This is a genomic window from Mitsuaria sp. RG (assembly GCF_028369275.1).
GTDB classification, from domain to species: Bacteria; Pseudomonadota; Gammaproteobacteria; order Pseudomonadales; family Pseudomonadaceae; genus Aquipseudomonas; species Aquipseudomonas peradeniyensis.
Window position 1 is genome coordinate 131,777 of sequence record NZ_JAQMYQ010000004.1, and the last position, 19,775, is coordinate 151,551.

The 19,775-nt window shown below is 66.1% G+C and carries 22 protein-coding genes; 10 read left to right on the forward strand and 12 right to left on the reverse strand.

Annotated elements, in window-relative coordinates:
• Position 1 precedes the first annotated feature (1 nt).
• From POF53_RS04050 to POF53_RS04080, 7 genes are all read right to left on the reverse strand, one after another.
• Complete coding sequence (locus POF53_RS04050) at positions 2 to 472, reverse strand: Rsd/AlgQ family anti-sigma factor (protein ID WP_050703285.1); 471 nt, start codon at positions 470 to 472, stop codon at positions 2 to 4.
• A gap of 230 nt (positions 473 to 702) precedes the next feature.
• Positions 703 to 1,200 (reverse strand): disulfide bond formation protein B, encoded by a 498-nt coding sequence (locus POF53_RS04055; RefSeq protein ID WP_232854799.1) that lies wholly within the window; start codon positions 1,198 to 1,200, stop codon positions 703 to 705.
• A 481-nt stretch (positions 1,201 to 1,681) separates the two neighbouring features.
• Complete coding sequence (locus tag POF53_RS04060; RefSeq protein ID WP_498966494.1) at positions 1,682 to 2,920, reverse strand: heme biosynthesis protein HemY; 1,239 nt, start codon at positions 2,918 to 2,920, stop codon at positions 1,682 to 1,684.
• Positions 2,917 to 4,017, reverse strand: coding sequence for a uroporphyrinogen-III C-methyltransferase (locus POF53_RS04065; RefSeq protein WP_232854797.1), 1,101 nt, complete (start codon positions 4,015 to 4,017; stop codon positions 2,917 to 2,919). The genes POF53_RS04060 and POF53_RS04065 overlap by 4 nt, the downstream gene beginning before the upstream one ends.
• 46 nt (positions 4,018 to 4,063) lie before the next feature.
• The gene (locus tag POF53_RS04070) at positions 4,064 to 4,831 is read right to left on the reverse strand and encodes a uroporphyrinogen-III synthase (RefSeq protein WP_232854796.1); all 768 of its coding nucleotides are present in this window, start codon (positions 4,829 to 4,831) and stop codon (positions 4,064 to 4,066) included.
• Positions 4,828 to 5,769, reverse strand: coding sequence for a hydroxymethylbilane synthase (gene hemC, locus POF53_RS04075; protein ID WP_232854795.1), 942 nt, complete (start codon positions 5,767 to 5,769; stop codon positions 4,828 to 4,830). Before hemC ends, POF53_RS04070 begins: the two co-directional genes overlap by 4 nt.
• A 200-nt stretch (positions 5,770 to 5,969) precedes the next feature.
• The gene (locus POF53_RS04080; RefSeq protein ID WP_203648967.1) at positions 5,970 to 6,719 is read right to left on the reverse strand and encodes a LytR/AlgR family response regulator transcription factor; all 750 of its coding nucleotides are present in this window, start codon (positions 6,717 to 6,719) and stop codon (positions 5,970 to 5,972) included.
• Between the two features lie 297 nt (positions 6,720 to 7,016).
• Here POF53_RS04080 and argH point away from each other — a divergent pair, with 297 nt between their 5' ends.
• A complete protein-coding gene (gene argH / locus POF53_RS04085) occupies positions 7,017 to 8,411 on the forward strand; it encodes an argininosuccinate lyase (protein WP_232854793.1) in 1,395 nt (464 codons plus the stop codon).
• A gap of 112 nt (positions 8,412 to 8,523) precedes the next feature.
• Here argH and POF53_RS04090 read toward each other — a convergent pair whose 3' ends face one another.
• Positions 8,524 to 9,183, reverse strand: a complete 660-nt coding sequence (locus tag POF53_RS04090) for a glutathione S-transferase family protein (protein WP_232854792.1) — start codon at positions 9,181 to 9,183, stop codon at positions 8,524 to 8,526.
• 146 nt (positions 9,184 to 9,329) lie between these two features.
• Here POF53_RS04090 and POF53_RS04095 point away from each other — a divergent pair, with 146 nt between their 5' ends.
• The 3 genes from POF53_RS04095 to POF53_RS04105 all read left to right on the forward strand — a co-directional run bounded on the left by POF53_RS04095 (position 9,330) and on the right by POF53_RS04105 (position 12,945).
• Entirely contained in the window at positions 9,330 to 9,629 is a 300-nt protein-coding gene (locus POF53_RS04095; RefSeq protein ID WP_203648973.1) for a hypothetical protein, read from the forward strand.
• Positions 9,630 to 9,680: 51 nt separating this feature from the next.
• Positions 9,681 to 9,926, forward strand: coding sequence for a TIGR02647 family protein (locus POF53_RS04100; RefSeq protein ID WP_050703275.1), 246 nt, complete (start codon positions 9,681 to 9,683; stop codon positions 9,924 to 9,926).
• A 154-nt stretch (positions 9,927 to 10,080) separates the two neighbouring features.
• Positions 10,081 to 12,945, forward strand: coding sequence for a class I adenylate cyclase (locus POF53_RS04105; protein ID WP_203648975.1), 2,865 nt, complete (start codon positions 10,081 to 10,083; stop codon positions 12,943 to 12,945).
• Positions 12,946 to 13,090: 145 nt separating this feature from the next.
• On the opposite strand, the gene rnk is transcribed toward POF53_RS04105, so the two are convergent.
• The 3 genes from rnk to cyaY form a co-directional block, all read right to left on the reverse strand.
• Entirely contained in the window at positions 13,091 to 13,501 is a 411-nt protein-coding gene (rnk, locus tag POF53_RS04110; protein WP_232854790.1) for a nucleoside diphosphate kinase regulator, read from the reverse strand.
• Between the two features lie 156 nt (positions 13,502 to 13,657).
• On the reverse strand, positions 13,658 to 13,876 hold the full coding sequence (locus tag POF53_RS04115; RefSeq protein ID WP_203648977.1) for a DUF1289 domain-containing protein: 219 nt from the start codon (positions 13,874 to 13,876) through the stop codon (positions 13,658 to 13,660).
• A gap of 1 nt (position 13,877) precedes the next feature.
• Entirely contained in the window at positions 13,878 to 14,210 is a 333-nt protein-coding gene (gene cyaY, locus POF53_RS04120) for an iron donor protein CyaY (protein ID WP_028688616.1), read from the reverse strand.
• Positions 14,211 to 14,417: 207 nt separating this feature from the next.
• Between cyaY and lptM the strand changes: the two genes are divergently transcribed.
• Genes lptM through POF53_RS04150 form a run of 6 tightly spaced genes read left to right on the forward strand, consistent with a single transcriptional unit; the run spans position 14,418 to position 19,031 of the window.
• Positions 14,418 to 14,624, forward strand: coding sequence for an LPS translocon maturation chaperone LptM (lptM, locus tag POF53_RS04125; protein ID WP_050703271.1), 207 nt, complete (start codon positions 14,418 to 14,420; stop codon positions 14,622 to 14,624).
• Between the two features lie 9 nt (positions 14,625 to 14,633).
• Positions 14,634 to 15,881: a diaminopimelate decarboxylase gene (lysA, locus tag POF53_RS04130; RefSeq protein ID WP_254463882.1), complete on the forward strand. Its 1,248-nt coding sequence runs from the start codon at positions 14,634 to 14,636 to the stop codon at positions 15,879 to 15,881.
• 4 nt (positions 15,882 to 15,885) lie between these two features.
• Positions 15,886 to 16,716, forward strand: a complete 831-nt coding sequence (gene dapF, locus POF53_RS04135) for a diaminopimelate epimerase (RefSeq protein WP_110734086.1) — start codon at positions 15,886 to 15,888, stop codon at positions 16,714 to 16,716.
• Between the two features lie 13 nt (positions 16,717 to 16,729).
• Complete coding sequence (locus tag POF53_RS04140) at positions 16,730 to 17,440, forward strand: DUF484 family protein (RefSeq protein ID WP_254463881.1); 711 nt, start codon at positions 16,730 to 16,732, stop codon at positions 17,438 to 17,440.
• Positions 17,440 to 18,339 carry a tyrosine recombinase XerC gene (gene xerC, locus POF53_RS04145; protein ID WP_498966502.1) on the forward strand — a complete coding sequence of 300 codons (900 nt, stop codon included), beginning with the start codon at positions 17,440 to 17,442 and terminating at the stop codon, positions 18,337 to 18,339. Before POF53_RS04140 ends, xerC begins: the two co-directional genes overlap by 1 nt.
• Positions 18,336 to 19,031, forward strand: a complete 696-nt coding sequence (locus POF53_RS04150; protein ID WP_254463879.1) for an HAD family hydrolase — start codon at positions 18,336 to 18,338, stop codon at positions 19,029 to 19,031. The genes xerC and POF53_RS04150 overlap by 4 nt, the downstream gene beginning before the upstream one ends.
• Positions 19,032 to 19,230: 199 nt before the next feature.
• Here the strand turns inward: POF53_RS04150 and sutA are convergent, their stop codons facing one another.
• Complete coding sequence (gene sutA / locus POF53_RS04155; protein ID WP_110734080.1) at positions 19,231 to 19,560, reverse strand: dormancy-specific transcriptional regulator SutA; 330 nt, start codon at positions 19,558 to 19,560, stop codon at positions 19,231 to 19,233.
• Positions 19,561 to 19,775: the final 215 nt, after the last annotated feature.

Consider the following 19,775-nt stretch of genomic DNA (forward strand, 5'->3'; position numbering starts at 1 on the left):
ATCAGGCCTGCAGCGCGTCCTCTTCCTTGTGCGCGGTATGCAGCACTTCGATGAGGCAGTCCTCCAGCTCGAAGCGTTCTCGCAACAGGCCACCCAGCTTGCCCAGCTTGTCCGCGAAGCGCTCGGGGTCGGTGCACTCGCCCTTCTCGCAATGGTCATTGAAAGCCAGCGCGATCTGGGTGCTGTCATCGATACGCGGGTTGATCTGTGTGGCAAGCTCCAGGGCCTTGGTATCGCCAAAGGCCTTGGCTTCGCTGACCAGCTGCTCGCTGACTTCGAAGTGCCAGGCCGAGACATAGTCGACCAGGAGCGCGCAAAAATCGCGGTTCTTGTCCTTGTCGGCAAAGGCCGGCTTGGCATCGCGCAAGGCGCGGAAGGCATGCACCAACTCCTGGCGCTCCTCCAGCCAACGATCGATCAGCTTGTGAACACCGCCCCAGCGTTCCTGGGCGTTCTGGCAACTATCGAGCATGGCGATCTCTTCCCTTCTGGGTAGATGCCGCTGCACCTCGCGACACAACACCGTGGCACAAAGGTGACGTCAGCAAACGGCATCGAGCAGTTGTATTTTCGGTAAGCGTGCTGGGAGATTATTCCCGTGCGACCTGCCCTTCAAGGTACGCAGCAGACTAAGTTCATACAAGCGTTTAATCCCGCCGTCGGCCACCGCTGGTCGCGCAATCCCAGGTGCATTGCCGTGGATCAACCCGCCGCGTCCTGGCGCAATCGATACAGCACCAGCCACGACAACGGCACCGCCGCCAGCAACAGGAACGCCAGCAGGCTCCATTCCGGCAGGGTCAGGTCGAGGAAGCTCCAGTTGACCGACACGCAGTCCGGGCTGCCCAGCAGGAATGCCTGCAGGATCTCGCTCCACGGGCGTTCGACCACATGCGCCAGGGGCAGGTGGCAACCACTGGCGGGCAGCGGCTCGGCCTGCAGCCAGACATGCCGCCCGGCCAGCAAGGCGCCAGCCAACGCGAACAGCAGCGCCAGCCAGGCAGGCCAGCGGCGGCCGCCAGCGTGGAACATGGCAACCAGGCAGGCCAGCGCAAAACAGCCCAGCATCAGGCGCTGGCTGAAACACAACGCGCAGGGGTCCAGGCCGACCACGTTTTCGAGACGAAACGATGCGACCAGCACCGCCACGGCGGCCAGGAAGGCGGGAAGGAACGAGCTGCGCAAGCAGGCCAGCGACATGGGCAGAAGTGATCCGAAAATGAAGGAAGTGGTGTGAAACGGTAGAGGAAAGGGGCGCTTTGTATCAAGGCGCTACAGTGCAGACAAGTCGCTGAATGGCTAGGGAATCATTTTCGCGGAACGTGGGAATATTCCGACGCGGACGAAGGACGATTCGACGCCCTCTACGCAGAGGGCGTCTTGAGTCATCGCTCATCAGATAATGCAACGCGCCGCTGGCAAAACATCGCACCGGCACAAGCAGGTATGCCCGCGATGCGCGACAGGTCCATCCCTTTCAAGGTCTTTGCGCTTTTTCGGATATGGCCGCTTCAATTCAATATTGCCGGGGCTGCTTTGCAGCCCATTCGCGGCACAAGGCCGCTCCTACAGGATTGCGCGATCACCTGTAGGAGCGGCCTTGTGCCGCGAAAGGGTCGCAAAGCGACCCCGGCGAGTCCAAGTCGAACGCCCCTTCTCAACACCTTGAAAGGGTTGGGTCTCAGGCCCGAACCCCCTCCGGCAGCGGCAACGCCAGCAGGCGCTCATCCAGCAGCCCCAGGCCCTCCTGGAACAGCTGATTGCTGCGCTCGGTCTCGCCGAGACCGGCCAGCAAGCGTGCCAACTCGGCGCAGGTTTCCGGATTACGCTCCAGGCGCAGACTGCTTTCCAGATAGTCCCGCGCCTTGCCCCACAAGCGGTTCTGCAGGCTCAGCCGGCCGAGGGTGAGCAGCAGGCTAGGATCCTGCGGATGCTCCTTCAGCCAGCCTTCGGCCGTCTGCAGCTGGCGCGCCGGATCGTCGCCGCGCACCAGCCCGTAAAGGCGCGCCAGATGGCTTTCGTAGCCGCGCTTGAGCGCGCCGCGAAGCACCTGTTCGGCCTCGCCCTGGGCACCGACCTGACGCAGTTGCTCGGCGTAGGCCGACACCAGTTGCGGTTCCTGGCGCCGGGCATTGGTCAGCTGCTGCCAGGCGCGCTCGAGCGCCTGGCGTGCCGTCTGCGGATCCTCGCCACGGGCCGCAGCGAGGCCCAGGTTCTGGCCCCAGGCGCGCTGCTCCAGGTCAGCCAGTTCCGCCGCAGGCAACACCTTGTGCTTGCGCAGGTCCGGCAGCAGGCGGATCAACGCCGGCCAGTCGCCCCTCTCCAGATGCAGGCGCTGCAACAGGCGCAGCACCTGGGCGTTGTGCGGATGACGCTCCTGCATCGCCTGCAGGGCCTCCAGGGCACCCTCGCTCTCGCCCCGGTCCATCTGCAATTGGGCATGGGTCAGGGCAACGGCGAGCTCGGCCTGGGGCTGGCGTTCCAGGGCGCGTTCGAGCAGATTGTCGCGTTCCTCGACCCGTCCCTGTTCGTTGGCGGCACGCGCGGCGCCGAGGTAGTAGAGCAGCGGCTGGCGATCGGACTCGGCAGCACGCTGCAAGTGCCGCTGGGCACTGGCCCAGCGCCCCTCGGCCAGGTCCAGCTGGCCTTGCTCGACAGCGATACGGGTGCGGCGGCTGCGGTTGCGTCGCGACCACGGGTTGACCACCCCAGACGAAGTCAGCACCAGCCCGACCAGGTAACGCACCAGCAACAGCAGCAGGATGATACCGACCAACGCGCCGAGCGCCGCCCACAGTCCCGACTGGTAGCGGAAGCTGCCGTAGGCGATCAGTACGTAGCCACTGTGCTTGGCGATCGCGATGCCCAGCGCCGCGGCGACGACAATCGCCAATACCGCCAGCAGGTAGACACGCTTCATGGCTTGGCCCCTTCGGCGGCAGCCGGCAGGTGGCGACGCTGGATATAGGCCTGCACTGCGGCCAGGCTCTCGCTCAGGTCAGGCGTGACCACCGACACCGGCTGTTCGGCCAGCTGGTTGAGGTTGTCGAGCATCGCCTTGCTTTGCGGGTTGTCCGGGTTGAAGTTGGCCAGTAACACGCTGCGCGCATCGTCCAGGGCCTGGGCATAGACCTTGGCCTCGCCGTTGAGCGCCGCCCACTGCGCCTGCTCGATGGTCAGGCTCAGGGCCAGGCGCAGCTGGTTGAGCGACTGCCCGGACAGCAACGGGCGCACGTTGTCGTCGGCATTGAACTCGATCTGGAAGTACTTGGAGATCTCGGCCCACCACTGCGACCAGCGGCTGGCGCCATCGCCATCGGCGGTCAGCGCGCCCATGGCGTCAGCCTTGCTGTCGAATTCCGGCGACTGGGCACTGAGCTGCTGCACCAGCTCGCGTTGCGCGGCGAGCTTGAGGAACAGCCCGGTGCGATCCGGCTGCTCGGTGCCGGATAGCGTCGCCAGGCTGCGGGCCAACTGTTCGCGGGCGGCGAAGGCGCCGGGATCGCTCTGCTCGCGAAGGATCTCATCGGCACCTTCGACCAGCGCCTTGGCGCTGGTGATGTCCTGCAACGCCGACAGGCGCAGGGTGGCCAGGCGCAGCAGGTGCTCGGCCTCGGCCAGGCGCCACTCCTTGCGGCTCTCCCCGAGCACGGTTTCCAGGCGCTGGCTCAGGCGTTGCTGGTCGCCCTGCAGTTGCGCCACCAGGCGCCGGCGGTCTTCCAGCTCACTGGCCGCCGGCAGGCTGCCCAGCTGCGCACTGAGCTGCTGCTCACGCTGCTGCAGCGCGTCGGCGCGCTGATTGAGCGCTTGCAGGTGTTCGCCCTGGTCATGCTCGCTGCCTTGCAGCTGGCGGACCTGCCAGGCGCCCCAGCCGCCAACCGCGACGCCGGCGGCGCCCAGCAGCAGGGCCAGTAGCGCCAAGCCGTTGCCGGAGCGTCGGGCGGGTTTGGCGGTGACGGATTGCGACGCTTCTGGCGCCGAGGGCTGTTCGGTGTTGGACAAGACAGTTTCGCTCACGTATCCATCCTTTGCATGGTGGCGCATCGCTCTCTAGCTTAGCGCCTTAAGAGGCAGGCGCAGCGCTTCGCTGCACGGCTGCCAGCAAGGCCGCGGCGCTGGCGCCACGGCAATCCACAATGTCTTTTGCCCCGAGTGCACGGGCCTGCTCGGCCACCCGGGGGCTGGGCACGAACAGCGGCAAGCGGGAAAACCGCGGCCAATCCGCACCTGCCAGTCGATGCAAGTGTTCCAGACCCTGCCCACTGCTGACCACCAGGCCATTGAGGCGTTCCCCATCGATGCGCTGGGCGAGGGTCGTGGCGGGGTAGTGCGGCAGGCAGCGGCGATACAATTCCAGATAATCGACACTAGCACCTTGCTCGGCAAGACGCTCGGCCAGCAGTTCACGACCTCCGACACCGCGAACGATAAGGACGCGGGGTGCCGGCACGGCCATAGCCTCGCGCAGGGCGGGCAGTGCGAGCAAGGCTTCGCTGTCATCGCCGGCCGCCGGAAAGGCCACCTGCAACCGGTGCTCCTGAAGGATCCGCGCCGTCGCCTCGCCCACCGTGAACCAACCGGCGGACGGCGGCGTCACCCCTGCCTCGGCGAGCTGCTCCAACAGCAGGCGGGCCGCCGGCTTGCTGACCACGATGATGGCCCGGGCCTCGCCGATCGCCCGCAGGCGCTGCACCTGCTCAGGGCCTGGAGCAATCGCCTCGATCACCAGCAACGGCAGGCTGGCGCTGGCGATGCCCGCGTCGGCCAGGGTCTGCGCCAGCGCCGCACAGTCCTCTTCAGGCCGGGTCAGCAGCAGGCGCCAGGGGCTCACGGGTGGCCGGCCTCGCCGTAGACTTCCTTGAGGATCGCCTCGGCGCCCTGCCCGAGCAGGTCTTCGGCGACCTGCACGCCCAGGCGCTCGGCATCGGCACGCGGCGCCCGGGCCTCGGCCACCAGCAAGATGCCGCCGGAGGGCTGCCCGACCAGGCCGCGCAGCCACAGCTGCTCGCCTTCGAGCACCGCGTAGCAGGCGATCGGCACCTGGCAGCCGCCATTGAGGCGCTTGTTCAGGGCACGCTCGGCCACCACCCGGTCGGCGGTGTCGGCATGGTGCAACGGCGCCAGCAAGGCATGAATCTCGGCGTCGGCGCTGCGGCATTCGATGCCCACCGCGCCCTGGCCGCCCGCCGGCAGGCTGTCATCGACGCTGATGGAGGCAGTGATGCGGTCCTCGAAGCCGAGGCGGATCAGGCCGGCGGCGGCGAGGATGATGGCGTCGTACTCGCCGGCATCGAGCTTAGCCAGGCGGGTGTTGACGTTGCCGCGCAGGAAGCGGATTTCGAGGTCGGGCCGGCGCGCCAGCAACTGGGCTTGGCGGCGCAGGCTGGAAGTGCCGACGATGCTGCCGGCCGGCAAGGCCTCGAGGCTGGCGAAGTTGTTGGAAACGAAGGCGTCGCGCGGGTCTTCACGCTCGCAGATGCAGTACAGGCCCAGGCCCTCGGGGAAGTCCATGGGGACATCCTTCATCGAGTGCACGGCGATATCGGCCTCGTTGTCGAGCAGGGCAGTTTCCAGCTCCTTGACGAACAGGCCCTTGCCGCCGATCTTCGCCAGCGGCGCGTCGAGCAGCTTGTCGCCGCGGCTGACCATTGGCACCAGGGTCACCAGAAGGCCGGGATGCGCCTGTTCCAGGCGGGCTTTGACGTATTCGGCCTGCCACAGGGCCAAGGCACTTTTACGGGTGGCAATGCGGATTTCGCGAGTGGACATGAAACGCACCGATCCAGAGAAATGCGGTCGATGATAACAGCTCCTCCGGCTGTTCCCGCAGATTCAGATCAGCAAACACGCTCCCTGCGCGGTCGATACTGGTCGTGATTTGCGTGGGAGCGGGCTTGGCCCGCGATTGCGATGGCGGACCTTGCGCTGCTATCGCGGGGCAAGCCCGCTCCCACGCTGCCAACAGGTATTCAGTGCAAGGACTGCATCATCTTGCGCACCCCCGCCACATGGCGGCGGCTGACGGTCAGGGCGTCGCCATCCAGGCCCTTGAGATAGAGCTGGAAATGCCCCAGCGGCGTGCGCTGCAGGCGTTCGATGCGCTCACGGGCAACCAGCGCGTTGCGGTGGATGCGCACGAAACGCTCGCCAAACTCGTCCTCCAGGGCCTTGAGCGGTTCATCGAGCAGTACCTCGCCCGCCTCATGGCGCAGGGTGACGTACTTGTGGTCGGCGATGAAGTAGATGACCTGGGGAATGGGGATCAACTCGATGCCTTTGCGGGTACGGGCACTGATATGGCTGCGCGGGCCGCCACCGGCCTCGCCGGCCGGGCGGGTCAGCGCCGCCAGCTGGGCACGGTTGGGTTTTTCCGCCCGGCGCAGGGCGTCGCGCAGGGCCTGCGGCTGGATGGGCTTCTCGACATGGCTCAGGGTGCTGTCCCTGAAGGCTTCGCTGCCGTATTCATCGTCGCCGGTGCAGAACACCACCGCCGGCGGCGACTCGCGCTCGCACAGCCGGGCGGCGACCTGCAGGCCATCGAGGCCCGGCATGCCGATATCCAGCAGCACCACATCGGGCTTGAGGCTTTCGATCAGGGTCAGGGCCTCCTCGCCGTTGGTGGCGCTGGGCTCCATCACGGTGTAACCCTCCAGCTCGCCAAGCAGCCGGCTCAGGCGCTCGCGGCCCAGGGGTTCATCATCAACGATCAGGACATTCATAATTGCGCTGGATTCCTGAGTGAGTCTCGCACGGGTATAGCGTAGACAAGTGTGGGGCGACCGAAACGCGGTCACGCTACAGACCGGTGCGAAGGCCAAAGATTCACTGGTCTGGCAGATTCACCGCCAGTCCTTTGTCCAACTGTAGACGCTCCGTGGAACACTGCCGTTCAATCGTTGAATATGCCGCACCCCCTTGTAACCGGACGATTCTCGCGACCAGCGCCCTGCGGCGGCGGGCGCAACCCTGCTATGATCGCGACACTTTTTCCGTTCACGCCTTCAACGAGTGAATCCATGAGCACCGACAAGACCAATCAGTCCTGGGGCGGCCGCTTCAGTGAGCCCGTCGACGCCTTCGTCGCCCGCTTCACCGCCTCGGTCGATTTCGACAAGCGCCTGTACCGCCACGACATCATGGGTTCGATCGCCCACGCCACCATGCTGGCGCAGGTCGGCGTCCTCAGCGATGCCGAGCGCGACACCATCATCGATGGCCTGAAGACCATCCAGGGCGAAATCGAGGCCGGCACCTTCGACTGGCGCGTCGACCTCGAAGACGTGCACATGAACATCGAAGCGCGCCTGACCGACCGCATTGGCATCACCGGCAAGAAGCTGCACACCGGCCGCAGCCGCAACGACCAGGTGGCCACCGACATCCGCCTGTGGCTGCGCGACGAGATCGACCTGATCCTGGCCGAGATCACCCGCCTGCAGCAGGGCCTGCTGGAGCAGGCCGAACGCGAGGCCGAGACCATCATGCCCGGCTTCACCCACCTGCAGACCGCGCAGCCGGTGACTTTCGGCCACCACCTGCTGGCCTGGTTCGAGATGCTCAGCCGCGACTACGAGCGCCTGGTGGATTGCCGCAAGCGCGCCAACCGCATGCCCCTGGGCAGCGCCGCGCTGGCCGGCACCACCTACCCGATCGACCGCGAACTGACCTGCAAGCTGCTGGGCTTCGAAGCCGTGGGCGGCAACTCGCTGGACAGCGTCTCGGACCGCGACTTCGCCATCGAATTCTGCTCGGCGGCGAGCATCGCGATGATGCACCTGTCGCGCTTCTCCGAAGAGCTGGTGCTGTGGACCAGCGCCCAGTTCCAGTTCATCGACCTGCCCGATCGCTTCTGCACCGGCAGCTCGATCATGCCGCAGAAGAAGAACCCGGACGTGCCGGAGCTGGTGCGCGGCAAGAGCGGCCGCGTGTTCGGCGCCCTGACCGGCCTGCTGACCCTGATGAAAGGCCAGCCGCTGGCCTACAACAAGGACAACCAGGAAGATAAGGAGCCGTTGTTCGACGCCGCCGACACCCTGCGCGACTCGCTGCGCGCCTTCGCCGACATGATCCCGGCGATCAAGCCCAAGCACGCGATCATGCGCGAAGCGGCCCTGCGCGGTTTCTCCACCGCCACGGACCTGGCCGACTACCTGGTGCGCCGCGGCCTGCCGTTCCGTGACTGCCACGAGATCGTCGGCCACGCCGTGAAGTACGGCGTCGATACCGGCAAGGACCTGGCCGAGATGAGCCTGGACGAGCTGCGCCAGTTCAGCGACCAGATCGAGCAGGACGTGTTTGCCGTGCTGACCCTGGAAGGCTCGGTCAACGCCCGCAACCACATCGGCGGCACCGCGCCGGCCCAGGTGCGCGCGGCAGTGGTTCGCGGCAAGGCCCTGCTGGCTTCGCGCTAAACCACAATCGCGGGGCAAGTCGCATCGGCGCACCGCCGCTCCCACCAGCCTCGCTCAGGCTCGTGGGAGCGGCGGTGCGCCGATGCGACTTGCCCCGCGATCGTTTGTGGCCTCAGCGCTTGCTCTTGATCATTTCGAGGAACGCCGGCATCGCCGCCTCCTTGTCCGCCACGATCCGCGCCATGTGCGGGTTCTCACGCAGTTTCTCCAGCAACGCCGTCGCCTGCGGGAAATCCGCCAGGAAGTCGACGTTCAGCACCTTCTTGCCCACCGCGCAGGCCAGGTCGACCGAGAAGCAGAACATCAGGTCGGCGATGGTCAACTGCTCCCCGGCCACGTATGGCTGGAACCGTCCATTGCGCTTGAGGGTGGCGAAGCCTGCCAGCAGGTCCGCCCGCGCCCGCTCCTTGATCAGCGGCTCCACCGCCGCGCCGAAGAACGCCTCGGCGTAGCAGGTACGCGCCGGCAATTCGATATACAGCTCGATCTCCCGCAGCAGCTCGCGGACCTTGGCCTGGCCGAAGGCATCGGCCGGCAGCAGCGCCTTGCCCGGCTGGGTCTGTTCGAGGTAATCGAGGATCACCCCGGTCTCGCTGAGAAAACCGTGCTCGGTCTGCAGCGCCGGTACCTTGCCACGCGGGCTTTTGGCCAGGGCCTCGGGGGCCTGGCCGCCGAAGAATGGTACCTCTTCGAAGGGCACGCCTTTCTCCAGCAAAGCCAGCTTGACCATGTTGTAGTAGTTGCTGACCGCGAATCCATGAAGCTTGAGCATTGAGACAGCCTCCAAGGCCGTATGGGGTTGGCCCGGCTTTTATAGCCCCCTTCCCCACCCTTGGCCAGCGTCATGCCCGGCGTCGATGACCGGGCATTGCCGGCACGGGCGTGGCACACTGTGCATCCCACCACAGGAGTAACGCCATGAGCGAGCCCACCGACATCGACAATGACGACGAAGACTTCGCCGAGGCGACACTGACCCAGGCCATCGAGAACCAGATCGAAAGCGGCGAGCCGCCGGCGGCCAAGGCCACGTTCAACAAACTGAGCCTGGTCGGCTACGAGCGCGAGGACATCCTCAACCTCATGGCCCACGTGCTGGCCATCGAAATCGACGCCATGCTCGACGAAGACCGCCCGTTCAACACCGAATGGTACGAAACCGCCCTGCGCGCCCTGCCGGAGCTGCCACCTGAGGCGGATCAAGGCGACATCGAATAAACCTGACTACACTCCTGACTTCCATCCTTGTCTCGAAGTCAGGAGTAGCCCATGCCCTTCAACCCCGAACTGATCGCCGAACTGGAAGTGCTTGCCCAGTTCAACCTGGACAGTCACCAGGAAGGCATCAAGGTTTGTAGCGACGCCTCCCCGGCATTGGTCGCCGCAGCCAAGCGCCTGCACGACAAAGGTCTTACTGACCAACCCGACGGCGGCTACCTCACCAGCCTGGGCACTGATGCCGCCGAAAGTATGCAGTTACTCCTCAGGGTGCTTAAAACTCCGCAGCCTGCCTGAGTTCACCAAGCCCGCCCCCGTGGGAGCGGGCTTGCCCCGCGATGAGCCCTAGAGGATCGCTGTAAAACTGACGTCAAAAAGCCACCAACCCCTTATCCGACCGCCCCACTCAGGCTAAACTCGCCAGTGCTCCCCCTGCCTGCCTGAGTGCGCAATGAACCACCCCCATGAAATCCGCCCCGATCTCGACCAAGGCATCGACCGCAAGGAGCTGTCCAAGCTGCGCGCGCGTTTCCTGAAGATCAACCAGGGCCGCCTGGCACGGGCCATGGAGGGGCTGTCCACGCGCCAGCAGCAGGTCCTCACCCTGTTGCCGCTGTTCTTTCACGTTAATCACCCGCTGCTGCCGGGTTATGTCTCGGGCACCACCCCCGCTGGCGTGTCCGGCTTCGAACCCGACAGCGACCTGCTGGCCGAGGCCCAGCGCCTGACCCGCTCGTTCACCTACAAGCCGCGCCACGGCAAGCCGCCGCAACCGATCCACGGCCTGTTCCTGATGGGCAGCCTGGGCACCCTGGCCCAGGCCGAACAGAGCGACATGGACCTGTGGGTCTGCCATGCACCCGACCTGGACGAGCAGGCCCTGGCCGACCTGCGGCGCAAATGCCAGCTGCTCGAGGCCTGGGCCGCCAGCCAGGGCGCCGAGGCGCACCTGTTCCTGATCGAGCCTCGCGGCTTCGTCCAGGGCGAGCGTGACAGCCAGCTCAGCTCCGACGACTGCGGCACCACCCAGCATTACCTGCTGCTCGACGAGTTCTACCGCACCGCCATCTGGCTGGCCGGACGCACGCCGCTGTGGTGGCTGGTGCCGGTCTACCAGGAGCACAACTACCGCGACTACACCCAGACCCTGCTGTCCAAGCGCTTCATCCGCGCCCAGGACGATCTCGACCTTGGCCACCTGGCGCACATCCCGTCGGGCGAGTTCGTCGGCGCCGGGCTATGGCAGCTGTTCAAGGGCATCGACTCGCCCTACAAGTCGCTGCTCAAGCTGCTGCTCACCGAGGCCTACGCCAGCGAGCACCCGCAGGTGCGCTGCCTGAGCCTGGACTACAAGCAGGCCGTGTTCGCCAACCAGCTGGACCTGGACGAGCTCGACCCCTACGTCATGGTCTACCGGCGCATCGAACGCTACCTGCGCCAGCGCGGCGAATCGGCACGCCTGGAGCTGGCGCGGCGCAGCCTGTACCTGAAGGTGAACAAGAAGCTCAGCGACCTGGGCCGCACCCGCAGCGGCGGCTGGCAGCGCCAGCTGCTCGGGCGCCTGACCGAGGAATGGGGCTGGGACGAGCGCCAGCTGGCGCTGCTCGACAGCCGCAGCCAGTGGAAAGTGCGCCAGGTGGCGGTCGAGCGCCGTGAGCTGGTGGCCGAGCTGAACCACAGCTACCGCTTCCTGACCCAGTTCGCCCGCCTGCAGAACGCCAACAGCCGAGCCGACCAACGCGACCTCAACGTCCTCGGCCGGCGCCTGTACGCCGCCTTCGAGCGTCGGGCCGGCAAGATCGAGGTGATCAACCCGGGCATCGCCCCGGACCTGGCCGAAGACACTCTCACCCTGGTGCACTCGCCCAACCGCAAGGAACCGGGCACCCATCACTGGGGCCTGTACAACGGCAACCTGGGCGTGCACGAGTGGGAACACTTCAGCCCGATCAAGCGCTGCCGCGAGCTGCTCGAGCTGCTCACCTGGGCCCATCGCAATGGCGTGATCGACAGCGGCACACGCCTGGCCCTGCACCCTGGCGCCAGCGACCTCAGCGAGTTCGAGCTGTTCAACCTTGTCGGCAGCCTGCAGCAGAGCATCCCCCTGCCGTTGGAGACGGTCAGCGAGGTGCGCCTGCTGCAACCGAGCGTGGCCGACGAGATCCTGCTGCTGGTGAATGTCGGGGTCGATCCGCTGCGCCATCACCGCGACCTGAATATCCTGATGACCACCGAGCGCACCGACTCGCTGAGCTACGCCGGGGTGCGCGAGAACCTTGTACTGACCCTCGACCAGATCACCCTCAACAGCTGGAACGAGGTGCTGGTGCATCGCTACGACGGCGAGCATGCGCTGATGCGCTGCCTGCGCGACTTCCTCAACAGCCTGGGCCAGCGCAGCCACCGCCCGCGGGTGCGGGTGCGCTGCTACTGCCACAACCGCGCCCAGGCCATCAGCCAGCGGGTCGAGGACATCTTCGACACCGTGCAGCTGCTGCTCGACCAGGGCCTGAATCACCGCTACCTGCTGCAGGTCGCCCAGCACACCCACATCCTCGACTTGCAGCCCGGGCAAGTCACCCTGGCCAGCCTCGCCGACCATGATGCGGTGCTGGCGGCCCTAGGCGAAGAGCGCATCCGCTACAGCCCGCTGCACCTGGACGCCCATGCCCTGCAGGACCACGACCTGCCGCTGGTCCTGGCCCAGGGGCGCCCCGGCTGCATCCAGGTGTTCTACCGTCTGCTCGAAGGCTGGGCCGACCTGTACGTGCTCGACGAGCACAACGCGCTTTGGCAACAACGGTTGCCGTTGCAGGACGAGCAGCACCTGCTGCTGCCGCTGCAACGTTTCCTGCAATCGATGCTGATGCGCCGCGATGCCCAACTGCCCCTGGACAGCCTGCCGCTGGCGTCGCTGGACATCCTTTACTACCAGCTGCTGCCTTCAGGCATTGGCAAGGCGCGCAGCCTGGAGCCGCGGCAGACACCGCTGGACAGCCAGAACCAGGCGCACTACGAGGTCCAGGCGATCCTCCAGGCGGGTACCGGCGACGAGGTGCATGTCACGCTCTACTGCGACCAGCAGGAGTTTTCCGAACTGGAGCACGGCGACCAGCTGTATGCCGTGGTCGCCCGGCAGATCCTGGGCCAGCGCCGCAGCAGCGGCCGTTACCGCTGCTACATCACCGACCTCGACCTGTCCGAGCTGCTGGAAGACGAGCAGGGGTCCACCAGCCTGTACCTGCGCTACAAGCGCGAGCTGGAGCAGGCGCTCAACGATGGGCTGGAACAGCTGCAGGCGCGGCTGGAGCCCTGATTTTCTCTGCCTTCACCGATCCCTCTGTAGGAGCGGCCTCGTGCCGCGAAGCGGCCCCGGCACTATATGACCTGGCACAGCAGGTGGGGCCGCTTCGCAGCCCTTTCGCGGCACAAGGCCGCTCCTACAGGGCATTTACGCAGCATCAGAGATCGAAATCCCCTGCCGCCTCCGGCTGGTACTCGACCGCCAGCAGCTCCAGCTTGAGGGTCTTGCCGCCCGGCGCCGGCCAGTCGATCTGGTCACCCACCGACAACCCCAGCAAGGCACAGCCGATCGGCGCGAGGATCGAGACATTGCCCTCGGGGCCGGCATCCTTCGGGTACACCAGGGTCAGGTGATAGTCCTTGCCACTGGCGATCTCGCGGCAGTGCACGCGCGAGTTCATGGTCACCACGCCGGCCGGGACTTCCTCGTGACCCACCACATTCTCGGCACGGTCCAGCTCGTCCTGCAGGGCGAGCACACCCGGGGTGCTTTCATCGAGGTCGTCGAGCAGGCGCTCGAGACGCTGCACGTCCAAGCGGGTGAGGATGAGGGAAGGCTTGGTGCTCATGATCCAGTCAGACTCCTTTGAACAGGCAATTTTCAACAGGCAGATAAAGCAAAACCCCGCCCAAGGGCGGGGTTTGCGAAATGCTGTGGCGTCATCGACGCAGACCCTGACACTACCACAGCGGGGCAAATACTCAAGCCCACACCTTCGTTGTGCCTATGCCGATGCCCGCGATTTCAGGGCCAGCGCCTCACGACAGATCTGCCGGCGCCGCTCGTCATCGGCCGAGCGCCACTCGCGGATATGCTCGACGTGGCGGTGGCAGCCGGTGCAGACCTTGCGCTCATCCAGCCGACATATGCTGATACAAGGTGACGGCACCGCCGGGCTCACGTTGCTGTAGAGCGGCTTGGGTGGCCGGGGCAGGTCGCTCATCTCAGATCTCGTCGAAGTCCAGCTTCTCGCCGGCGCGCTCCCAGACGATGCGCTCGAGCATCTCGCCCAGCAGCTCTTCGCTCTTCTCGCAGACCCACTTGCCGCTCTCTTCGTCGTAGTCGAAGTGGAAGCCACCGGACTTGTCCGCCAGCCACAGCTGGCGCAGCGGCTCCTGGCGGCTGAAGATCAGCTGGCTGCCGTTGTCGAACTTGACGGTGAGAACGCCGGCGGAGTTCTCCATGTCCAGGTCCATGCCGCTTTCATCGAACAGGTCTTCCAGGGCCTGTTGGGTCGCATCGACCAGGTCGTGGAAACGCGCTTCGCTCAAACTCATTGCAGGGACCTCGAAAAATGGCTGTACACACGCAAGCCGGGCACGATAAGGGCGAACGCCTCAAGCTACAAGCTAATCGCTGTAAGAAAAAGCCGCATGTCCTTCGGTCGCCCACGCCCGCCGAGCGGGGGCGCCCCTTGCATAGGCAATCAGGTGGGCGCTCGGTATACTCGGCCGCAATACTGCATATTTCCAAGGATTTCACCCATGAAACGCCTGATTTCCTCCCTCGCGGCGCTGGTCGCGGTTGCCTGCCTCGTTTCGGCCTGCGGTCAGAAAGGCCCCCTGTACCTGCCTGAAGACGGCAAGGACGGCAAAGGCCCGCGCAAATCGCACCAGCATGCCAAGCCTGTCCAGCCGCAACCGGTGCTGGTGCAGCCGCAAGAGCAGCCAGAAGAGTCGCCCGCGCAGTAAGGAAATCTCATGGACGCATTCAACTACCGCGGCGGCGAGCTGTTCGCGGAAGGGGTGGCCCTGACGGCGATCGCCGAACGCTTCGGCACGCCCACCTACGTGTACTCGCGCGCCCATATCGAGGCCCAGTACCGCAGCTACACCGACGCCCTGCAAGGGGTCGAGCACCTGGTCTGCTTCGCGGTCAAGGCCAACTCCAACCTGGGCGTGCTGAACCTGCTGGCGCGCCTCGGCGCGGGCTTCGACATCGTCTCGGGCGGTGAGCTGGAGCGCGTCCTGGCTGCCGGCGGGCGCGCCGATCGCGTGGTGTTCTCCGGGGTCGGCAAGACCCGTGAAGACATGCGCCGCGCCCTGGAAGTGGGCGTGCACTGCTTCAACGTCGAGTCCACCGACGAGCTCGAGCGCCTCCAGGTCGTTGCCGCCGAAATGGGCAAGACGGCCCCGGTTTCGCTACGTGTGAATCCGGACGTCGACGCCGGCACCCATCCGTACATTTCCACCGGCCTCAAAGAGAACAAGTTCGGCATCGCCATCGCCGACGCCGAGGCGATCTACGTGCGCGCCGCGCAGTTGCCCAACCTGGATGTGGTCGGCGTCGACTGCCACATCGGCTCGCAGCTGACCACCGTCGAGCCCTTCCTCGACGCCCTCGACCGCCTGCTGGTGCTGGTCGATCGCCTGGCCGAGTGCGGCATCCACTTGCGCCACCTGGACCTCGGTGGTGGTGTCGGCGTGCGCTATCGCGACGAACAGCCACCGCTGCTGGCCGACTACATCGCCGCCATTCGCGAGCGCGTCGGCGAGCGTGACCTGACCCTGGTGTTCGAGCCGGGCCGCTACATCGTCGCCAACGGCGGCGTGCTGCTGACCCGCGTGGAATACCTCAAGCACACCGAGCACAAGGACTTCGCCATCATTGACGCGGCCATGAACGACCTGATCCGTCCTGCCCTGTACCAGGCCTGGATGGACGTCAGCGCGGTCAAGCCCCGTGACGGCGAAGGCCGCGCCTACGACCTGGTCGGCCCGATCTGCGAGACCGGCGACTTCCTGGGCAAGGACCGCGTAATGGACCTGGCCGAGGGCGACCTCCTGGCCGTCCGCTCCGCAGGCGCCTATGGTTTCGTCATGAGCTCCAACTACAACACCCGTGGCCGTTGCGCCGAAGTGTTGGTCGATGGTGACCAGGCCTTCGAAGTGCGCCGCCGTGAAACCATTGCCGAACTGTTCGCCGGCGAAAGCCTGCTGCCGGAGTGAACCCATGTTGCTGCGTTTTACCAAGATGCACGGGCTGGGCAACGACTTCATGGTCCTCGACCTGGTCAGCCAGCACGCACACATCCAACCCAAGCACGCCAAGCAATGGGGCGATCGCAATACCGGTATCGGCTTCGACCAGTTGCTGATCGTCGAGGCGCCGAACAATCCGGAAGTGGACTTCCGCTACCGGATCTTCAATGCCGACGGCTCCGAAGTCGAGCAGTGCGGCAACGGCGCGCGCTGCTTCGCCCGCTTCGTGCTGGACAAGCGCCTGACCGCCAAGAAGCGCATTCGCGTCGAGACCAAGGGCGGCATCATCGAGCTCGATGTGCGCAACGACGGCCAGATCTGCGTCGACATGGGCCCGCCGCGCTTCGTGCCGGCCGATATCCCGTTCATTGCCGACGAGCAGGCCAGCAGCTACGCGCTGGAAGTCGATGGCCAGGTGCACCAGATAGCCGCCGTGTCCATGGGCAACCCGCATTCGGTACTGCGCGTCGACGACGTGCGCAGTGCGCCGGTTCATGAGCTGGGGCCGAAGATCGAGCATCACCCGCGCTTCCCGCAGCGGGTCAATGCTGGCTTCATCCAGGTGGTCGACCGCCACCGCGCCAACCTGCGGGTATGGGAGCGTGGCGCCGGCGAGACCCAGGCCTGCGGTACCGGCGCCTGCGCCGCGGCCGTGGCGGCGATCAGCCAGGGCTGGATGGACTCGCCGGTGACCATCGACCTGCCGGGTGGCCGTCTGAGCATCGAGTGGGCAGGCCCTGGCAAACCGGTGCTGATGACCGGCCCTGCAGTCCGCGTGTTCGAAGGACAAGTTCGTCTCTAAGCGAGTATCCGCCATGACCGATCAGCCTAACGTTGCATCCCCGCAGGCCAGTGAGCTCGATGCCGAAGCGGTGGTCGCCTACCTGCGCGACCACCCGACCTTCTTCGCCGAGCACGACGAACTGCTGCTCGAACAGCGCATCCCCCACCAGCGCGGCGATAGCGTGTCGCTGGTGGAGCGCCAGCTCAAGCTGCTGCGCGACCGCAACATCGAGATGCGCCATCGCCTGTCGCAGCTGATGGACGTGGCCCGCGACAACGACCGGCTGTTCGACAAGACCCGCCGGCTGATCCTCGACCTGCTCGACGCCGGCACCCTCGAAGAGGTGGTGATGGCGGTCGAGGACAGCCTGCGCCAGGAATTCCAGGTGCCCTTCGTCAGCCTGATCCTGTTCGGCGAAAACGCCGCGCCCGTGGGCCGCTGGGTCTCCGGTGCCGAGGCGCAACAGGCCATCGGTGGCCTGATCGGCGGCGGCAAGACCATCAGCGGCAGCCTGCGCGAGCATGAGCTGGCCTTCCTGTTCGGTGATGCCCAGCACAAGGAAGTCGGTTCCAGCGCCGTGGCCACCCTCGAGTACCAGGGCCTGCACGGCGTGCTGGCGATCGGCAGCCGCGACCCGCAGCACTACAAGAGCAGCGTCGGCACCCTGTTCCTCAGCTACATCGCCGAGGTGCTTGGCCGCGTGGTGCCGCGCTTCACCCAGACGCTGCGCTCGGTGCGCTGATGGAACGCCAGCTGGAGGCTTATTGCGCTCACCTGCGCAACGAGCGCCAGGTGTCCGAGCACACCCTGCTGGCCTACCGTCGCGACCTCGAGAAAGTCATCGAATTCTGCAACACCCAGGGCATCGCCGGCTGGGGCGCCCTGCAGGTCCAGCAGCTACGCCAGCTGGTCGCCCGCCAGCACCACCATGGCCAGTCCTCGCGCAGCCTGGCGCGCCTGCTTTCGGCGGTGCGCGGCCTGTACCGCTTCCTCAACCGCGAAGGCGATTGCCAGCACGACCCGGCCAACGGCCTGGCGCCGCCCAAGGGTGAGCGGCGCCTGCCCAAGGTGCTGGACACCGACCGCGCCCTGCAACTGCTCGATGGCGGCGTCGACGACGAATTCATCGCCCGTCGCGACCAGGCGATCCTCGAACTGTTCTACTCGTCCGGCCTGCGCCTGTCGGAGCTGACCGGGCTCGACCTTGAACACCTGGACCTGGCCGCCGGGCTGGTGCAGGTGCACGGCAAGGGCGGCAAGAGCCGCGTGCTGCCGGTCGGCCGCAAGGCCCGCGAGGCGATGCAGGCGTGGCTCAAGCTGCGCGGTATCGCCGGCCCGCGGGACAGCGCGGTGTTCCTCAGCCGCCAGGGCAAGCGCCTCGGCCCCCGCGCCATCCAGCTGCGGGTCAAGGCCGCCGGCGAGCGCGAGCTCGGCCAGCACCTGCACCCGCACATGCTTCGCCATTCCTTCGCCAGCCACCTGCTGGAATCGTCCCAGGACCTGCGCGCGGTGCAGGAGATGCTCGGCCATGCCGACATCAGCACCACGCAGATCTACACCCACCTGGACTTCCAGCACCTGGCAGCGGTGTACGACAGCGCCCACCCTCGGGCCAAACGCAGCAAGGACACGGACTCATGAGCATCAAGCTGATCACCTTCGACCTGGACGACACCCTCTGGGACACCGCGCCGGTCATCGCCAGCGCCGAAGTCGTCCTGCGCGACTGGCTCGAAGCCAACGCGCCGATCCTCGGCGGCGTGCAGGTGGAGCACCTGTTCGCCATCCGCGAGCGCCTGGTGCAGGCCGAGCCGGGCCTCAAGCACCGTATCAGCGCCCTGCGCCGACGGGTGCTGTTCCACGCCCTGGAAGAGGTCGGCTACAGCGAGAAACACGCCCAGGAGCTGGCCAACGAAGGTTTTGAAGTGTTCCTGCATGCCCGGCACCAGGTCGAGGTGTTCCCCGAGGTGCAGCCGGTGCTGGAGATCCTGCGCCACCACTACACCCTCGGCGTGGTCACCAATGGCAATGCCGACGTGCGCCGCCTGGGACTGGCGGACTACTTCCGCTTCGCCCTGTGCGCCGAGGACCTGGGCATCGGCAAACCGGACCCGGCCCCGTTCCTTGAAGCGCTGAAGCGCGGCGAGGTGGACGCGGGGGCGGCGGTGCACGTCGGCGACCACCCGGGCGACGACATCGCCGGCGCCCAGCGCGCCGGGTTGCGGGCGGTGTGGTTCAACCCGCAACACAAGCCCTGGAGCGGCGAGCAGGCGCCGGATGCCGAGATCCAGCGGCTGTCGCAGTTGCCCGATGTGCTCGCGCGCTGGCGCTGAGCAGGCTTCGCCATCCCTCTAGGAGCGGCCTTGTGCCGCGAAAGGGCTGCGCAGCGGCCCCAGGATTTTAGTATCGACAACGACCCTGGGGCCGCTTTGCGACCCTTTCGCGGCACAAGGCCGCTCCTACAGAGACCGTGCCAACCTGACAGGCACAAAAAAGCCCGCAGCGACGGCGGGCTTTTTTGCGTTCAACCACTCAGATAGGGCGGCTGCCGTACTTGTTGTCCGGCTTCTTGGGCGGATCGGCGACCACGTTGGCCTCCACTTCCTGCACCTTGCCACCGCGCGACAGGAACTCTTCCATCGCCTTGGCCAGCGCATCGCGCTCTTTCTGCTTGGCTTCCATGCTCGGCATCTCGTCTACCGAGACCGCCGCCTTGGACTTGCCCTTGGCCGCCGGAGCCGGGCTGCTGTCGTCGTCGCCGGAGTCTTCCGCGCCGTCGTCAGCCGCTGCCTCAAGGCCTTCATCAGCCTCGTCTTCGTCGCCTACCTCGAGGTCGTCATTTTCCAGATCGTCGTCGCTCATGTTCTACCTCATGACTTGCGAAAAGCAGGTTAGTTATAGACCGGTGCAGCCGTAGACCGGCAGCCACCAGTGAAAATTCAACTGGCCGTGGATTGGCCACTGCCCTGGGTGTCCACCCCCTCATGGGGGGTCCGGCACCCTGCAGGCCCTGCTCCTGGCAAGGCCTGACAAAATTTTTTGAGCCCTTGCTGGCCACAGGCTATTGGCAAGCCTAG

What these genes read in the sequence shown, in the direction of transcription:
- POF53_RS04050 (WP_050703285.1), bottom strand. Translation starts at nt 472, where the DNA reads ATGCTCGATAGTTGCCAGAACGCCCAGGAACGCTGGGGCGGTGTTCAC.
- POF53_RS04055 (WP_232854799.1), bottom strand. Translation starts at nt 1,200, where the DNA reads ATGTCGCTGGCCTGCTTGCGCAGCTCGTTCCTTCCCGCCTTCCTGGCC.
- POF53_RS04060 (WP_498966494.1), bottom strand. Translation starts at nt 2,920, where the DNA reads ATGAAGCGTGTCTACCTGCTGGCGGTATTGGCGATTGTCGTCGCCGCG.
- hemC (WP_232854795.1), bottom strand. Translation starts at nt 5,769, where the DNA reads ATGTCCACTCGCGAAATCCGCATTGCCACCCGTAAAAGTGCCTTGGCC.
- POF53_RS04080 (WP_203648967.1), bottom strand. Translation starts at nt 6,719, where the DNA reads ATGAATGTCCTGATCGTTGATGATGAACCCCTGGGCCGCGAGCGCCTG.
- argH (WP_232854793.1), top strand. Translation starts at nt 7,017, where the DNA reads ATGAGCACCGACAAGACCAATCAGTCCTGGGGCGGCCGCTTCAGTGAG.
- POF53_RS04090 (WP_232854792.1), bottom strand. Translation starts at nt 9,183, where the DNA reads ATGCTCAAGCTTCATGGATTCGCGGTCAGCAACTACTACAACATGGTC.
- POF53_RS04095 (WP_203648973.1), top strand. Translation starts at nt 9,330, where the DNA reads ATGAGCGAGCCCACCGACATCGACAATGACGACGAAGACTTCGCCGAG.
- POF53_RS04100 (WP_050703275.1), top strand. Translation starts at nt 9,681, where the DNA reads ATGCCCTTCAACCCCGAACTGATCGCCGAACTGGAAGTGCTTGCCCAG.
- POF53_RS04105 (WP_203648975.1), top strand. Translation starts at nt 10,081, where the DNA reads ATGAACCACCCCCATGAAATCCGCCCCGATCTCGACCAAGGCATCGAC.
- rnk (WP_232854790.1), bottom strand. Translation starts at nt 13,501, where the DNA reads ATGAGCACCAAGCCTTCCCTCATCCTCACCCGCTTGGACGTGCAGCGT.
- POF53_RS04115 (WP_203648977.1), bottom strand. Translation starts at nt 13,876, where the DNA reads ATGAGCGACCTGCCCCGGCCACCCAAGCCGCTCTACAGCAACGTGAGC.
- cyaY (WP_028688616.1), bottom strand. Translation starts at nt 14,210, where the DNA reads ATGAGTTTGAGCGAAGCGCGTTTCCACGACCTGGTCGATGCGACCCAA.
- lptM (WP_050703271.1), top strand. Translation starts at nt 14,418, where the DNA reads ATGAAACGCCTGATTTCCTCCCTCGCGGCGCTGGTCGCGGTTGCCTGC.
- lysA (WP_254463882.1), top strand. Translation starts at nt 14,634, where the DNA reads ATGGACGCATTCAACTACCGCGGCGGCGAGCTGTTCGCGGAAGGGGTG.
- dapF (WP_110734086.1), top strand. Translation starts at nt 15,886, where the DNA reads ATGTTGCTGCGTTTTACCAAGATGCACGGGCTGGGCAACGACTTCATG.
- POF53_RS04140 (WP_254463881.1), top strand. Translation starts at nt 16,730, where the DNA reads ATGACCGATCAGCCTAACGTTGCATCCCCGCAGGCCAGTGAGCTCGAT.
- xerC (WP_498966502.1), top strand. Translation starts at nt 17,440, where the DNA reads ATGGAACGCCAGCTGGAGGCTTATTGCGCTCACCTGCGCAACGAGCGC.
- POF53_RS04150 (WP_254463879.1), top strand. Translation starts at nt 18,336, where the DNA reads ATGAGCATCAAGCTGATCACCTTCGACCTGGACGACACCCTCTGGGAC.
- sutA (WP_110734080.1), bottom strand. Translation starts at nt 19,560, where the DNA reads ATGAGCGACGACGATCTGGAAAATGACGACCTCGAGGTAGGCGACGAA.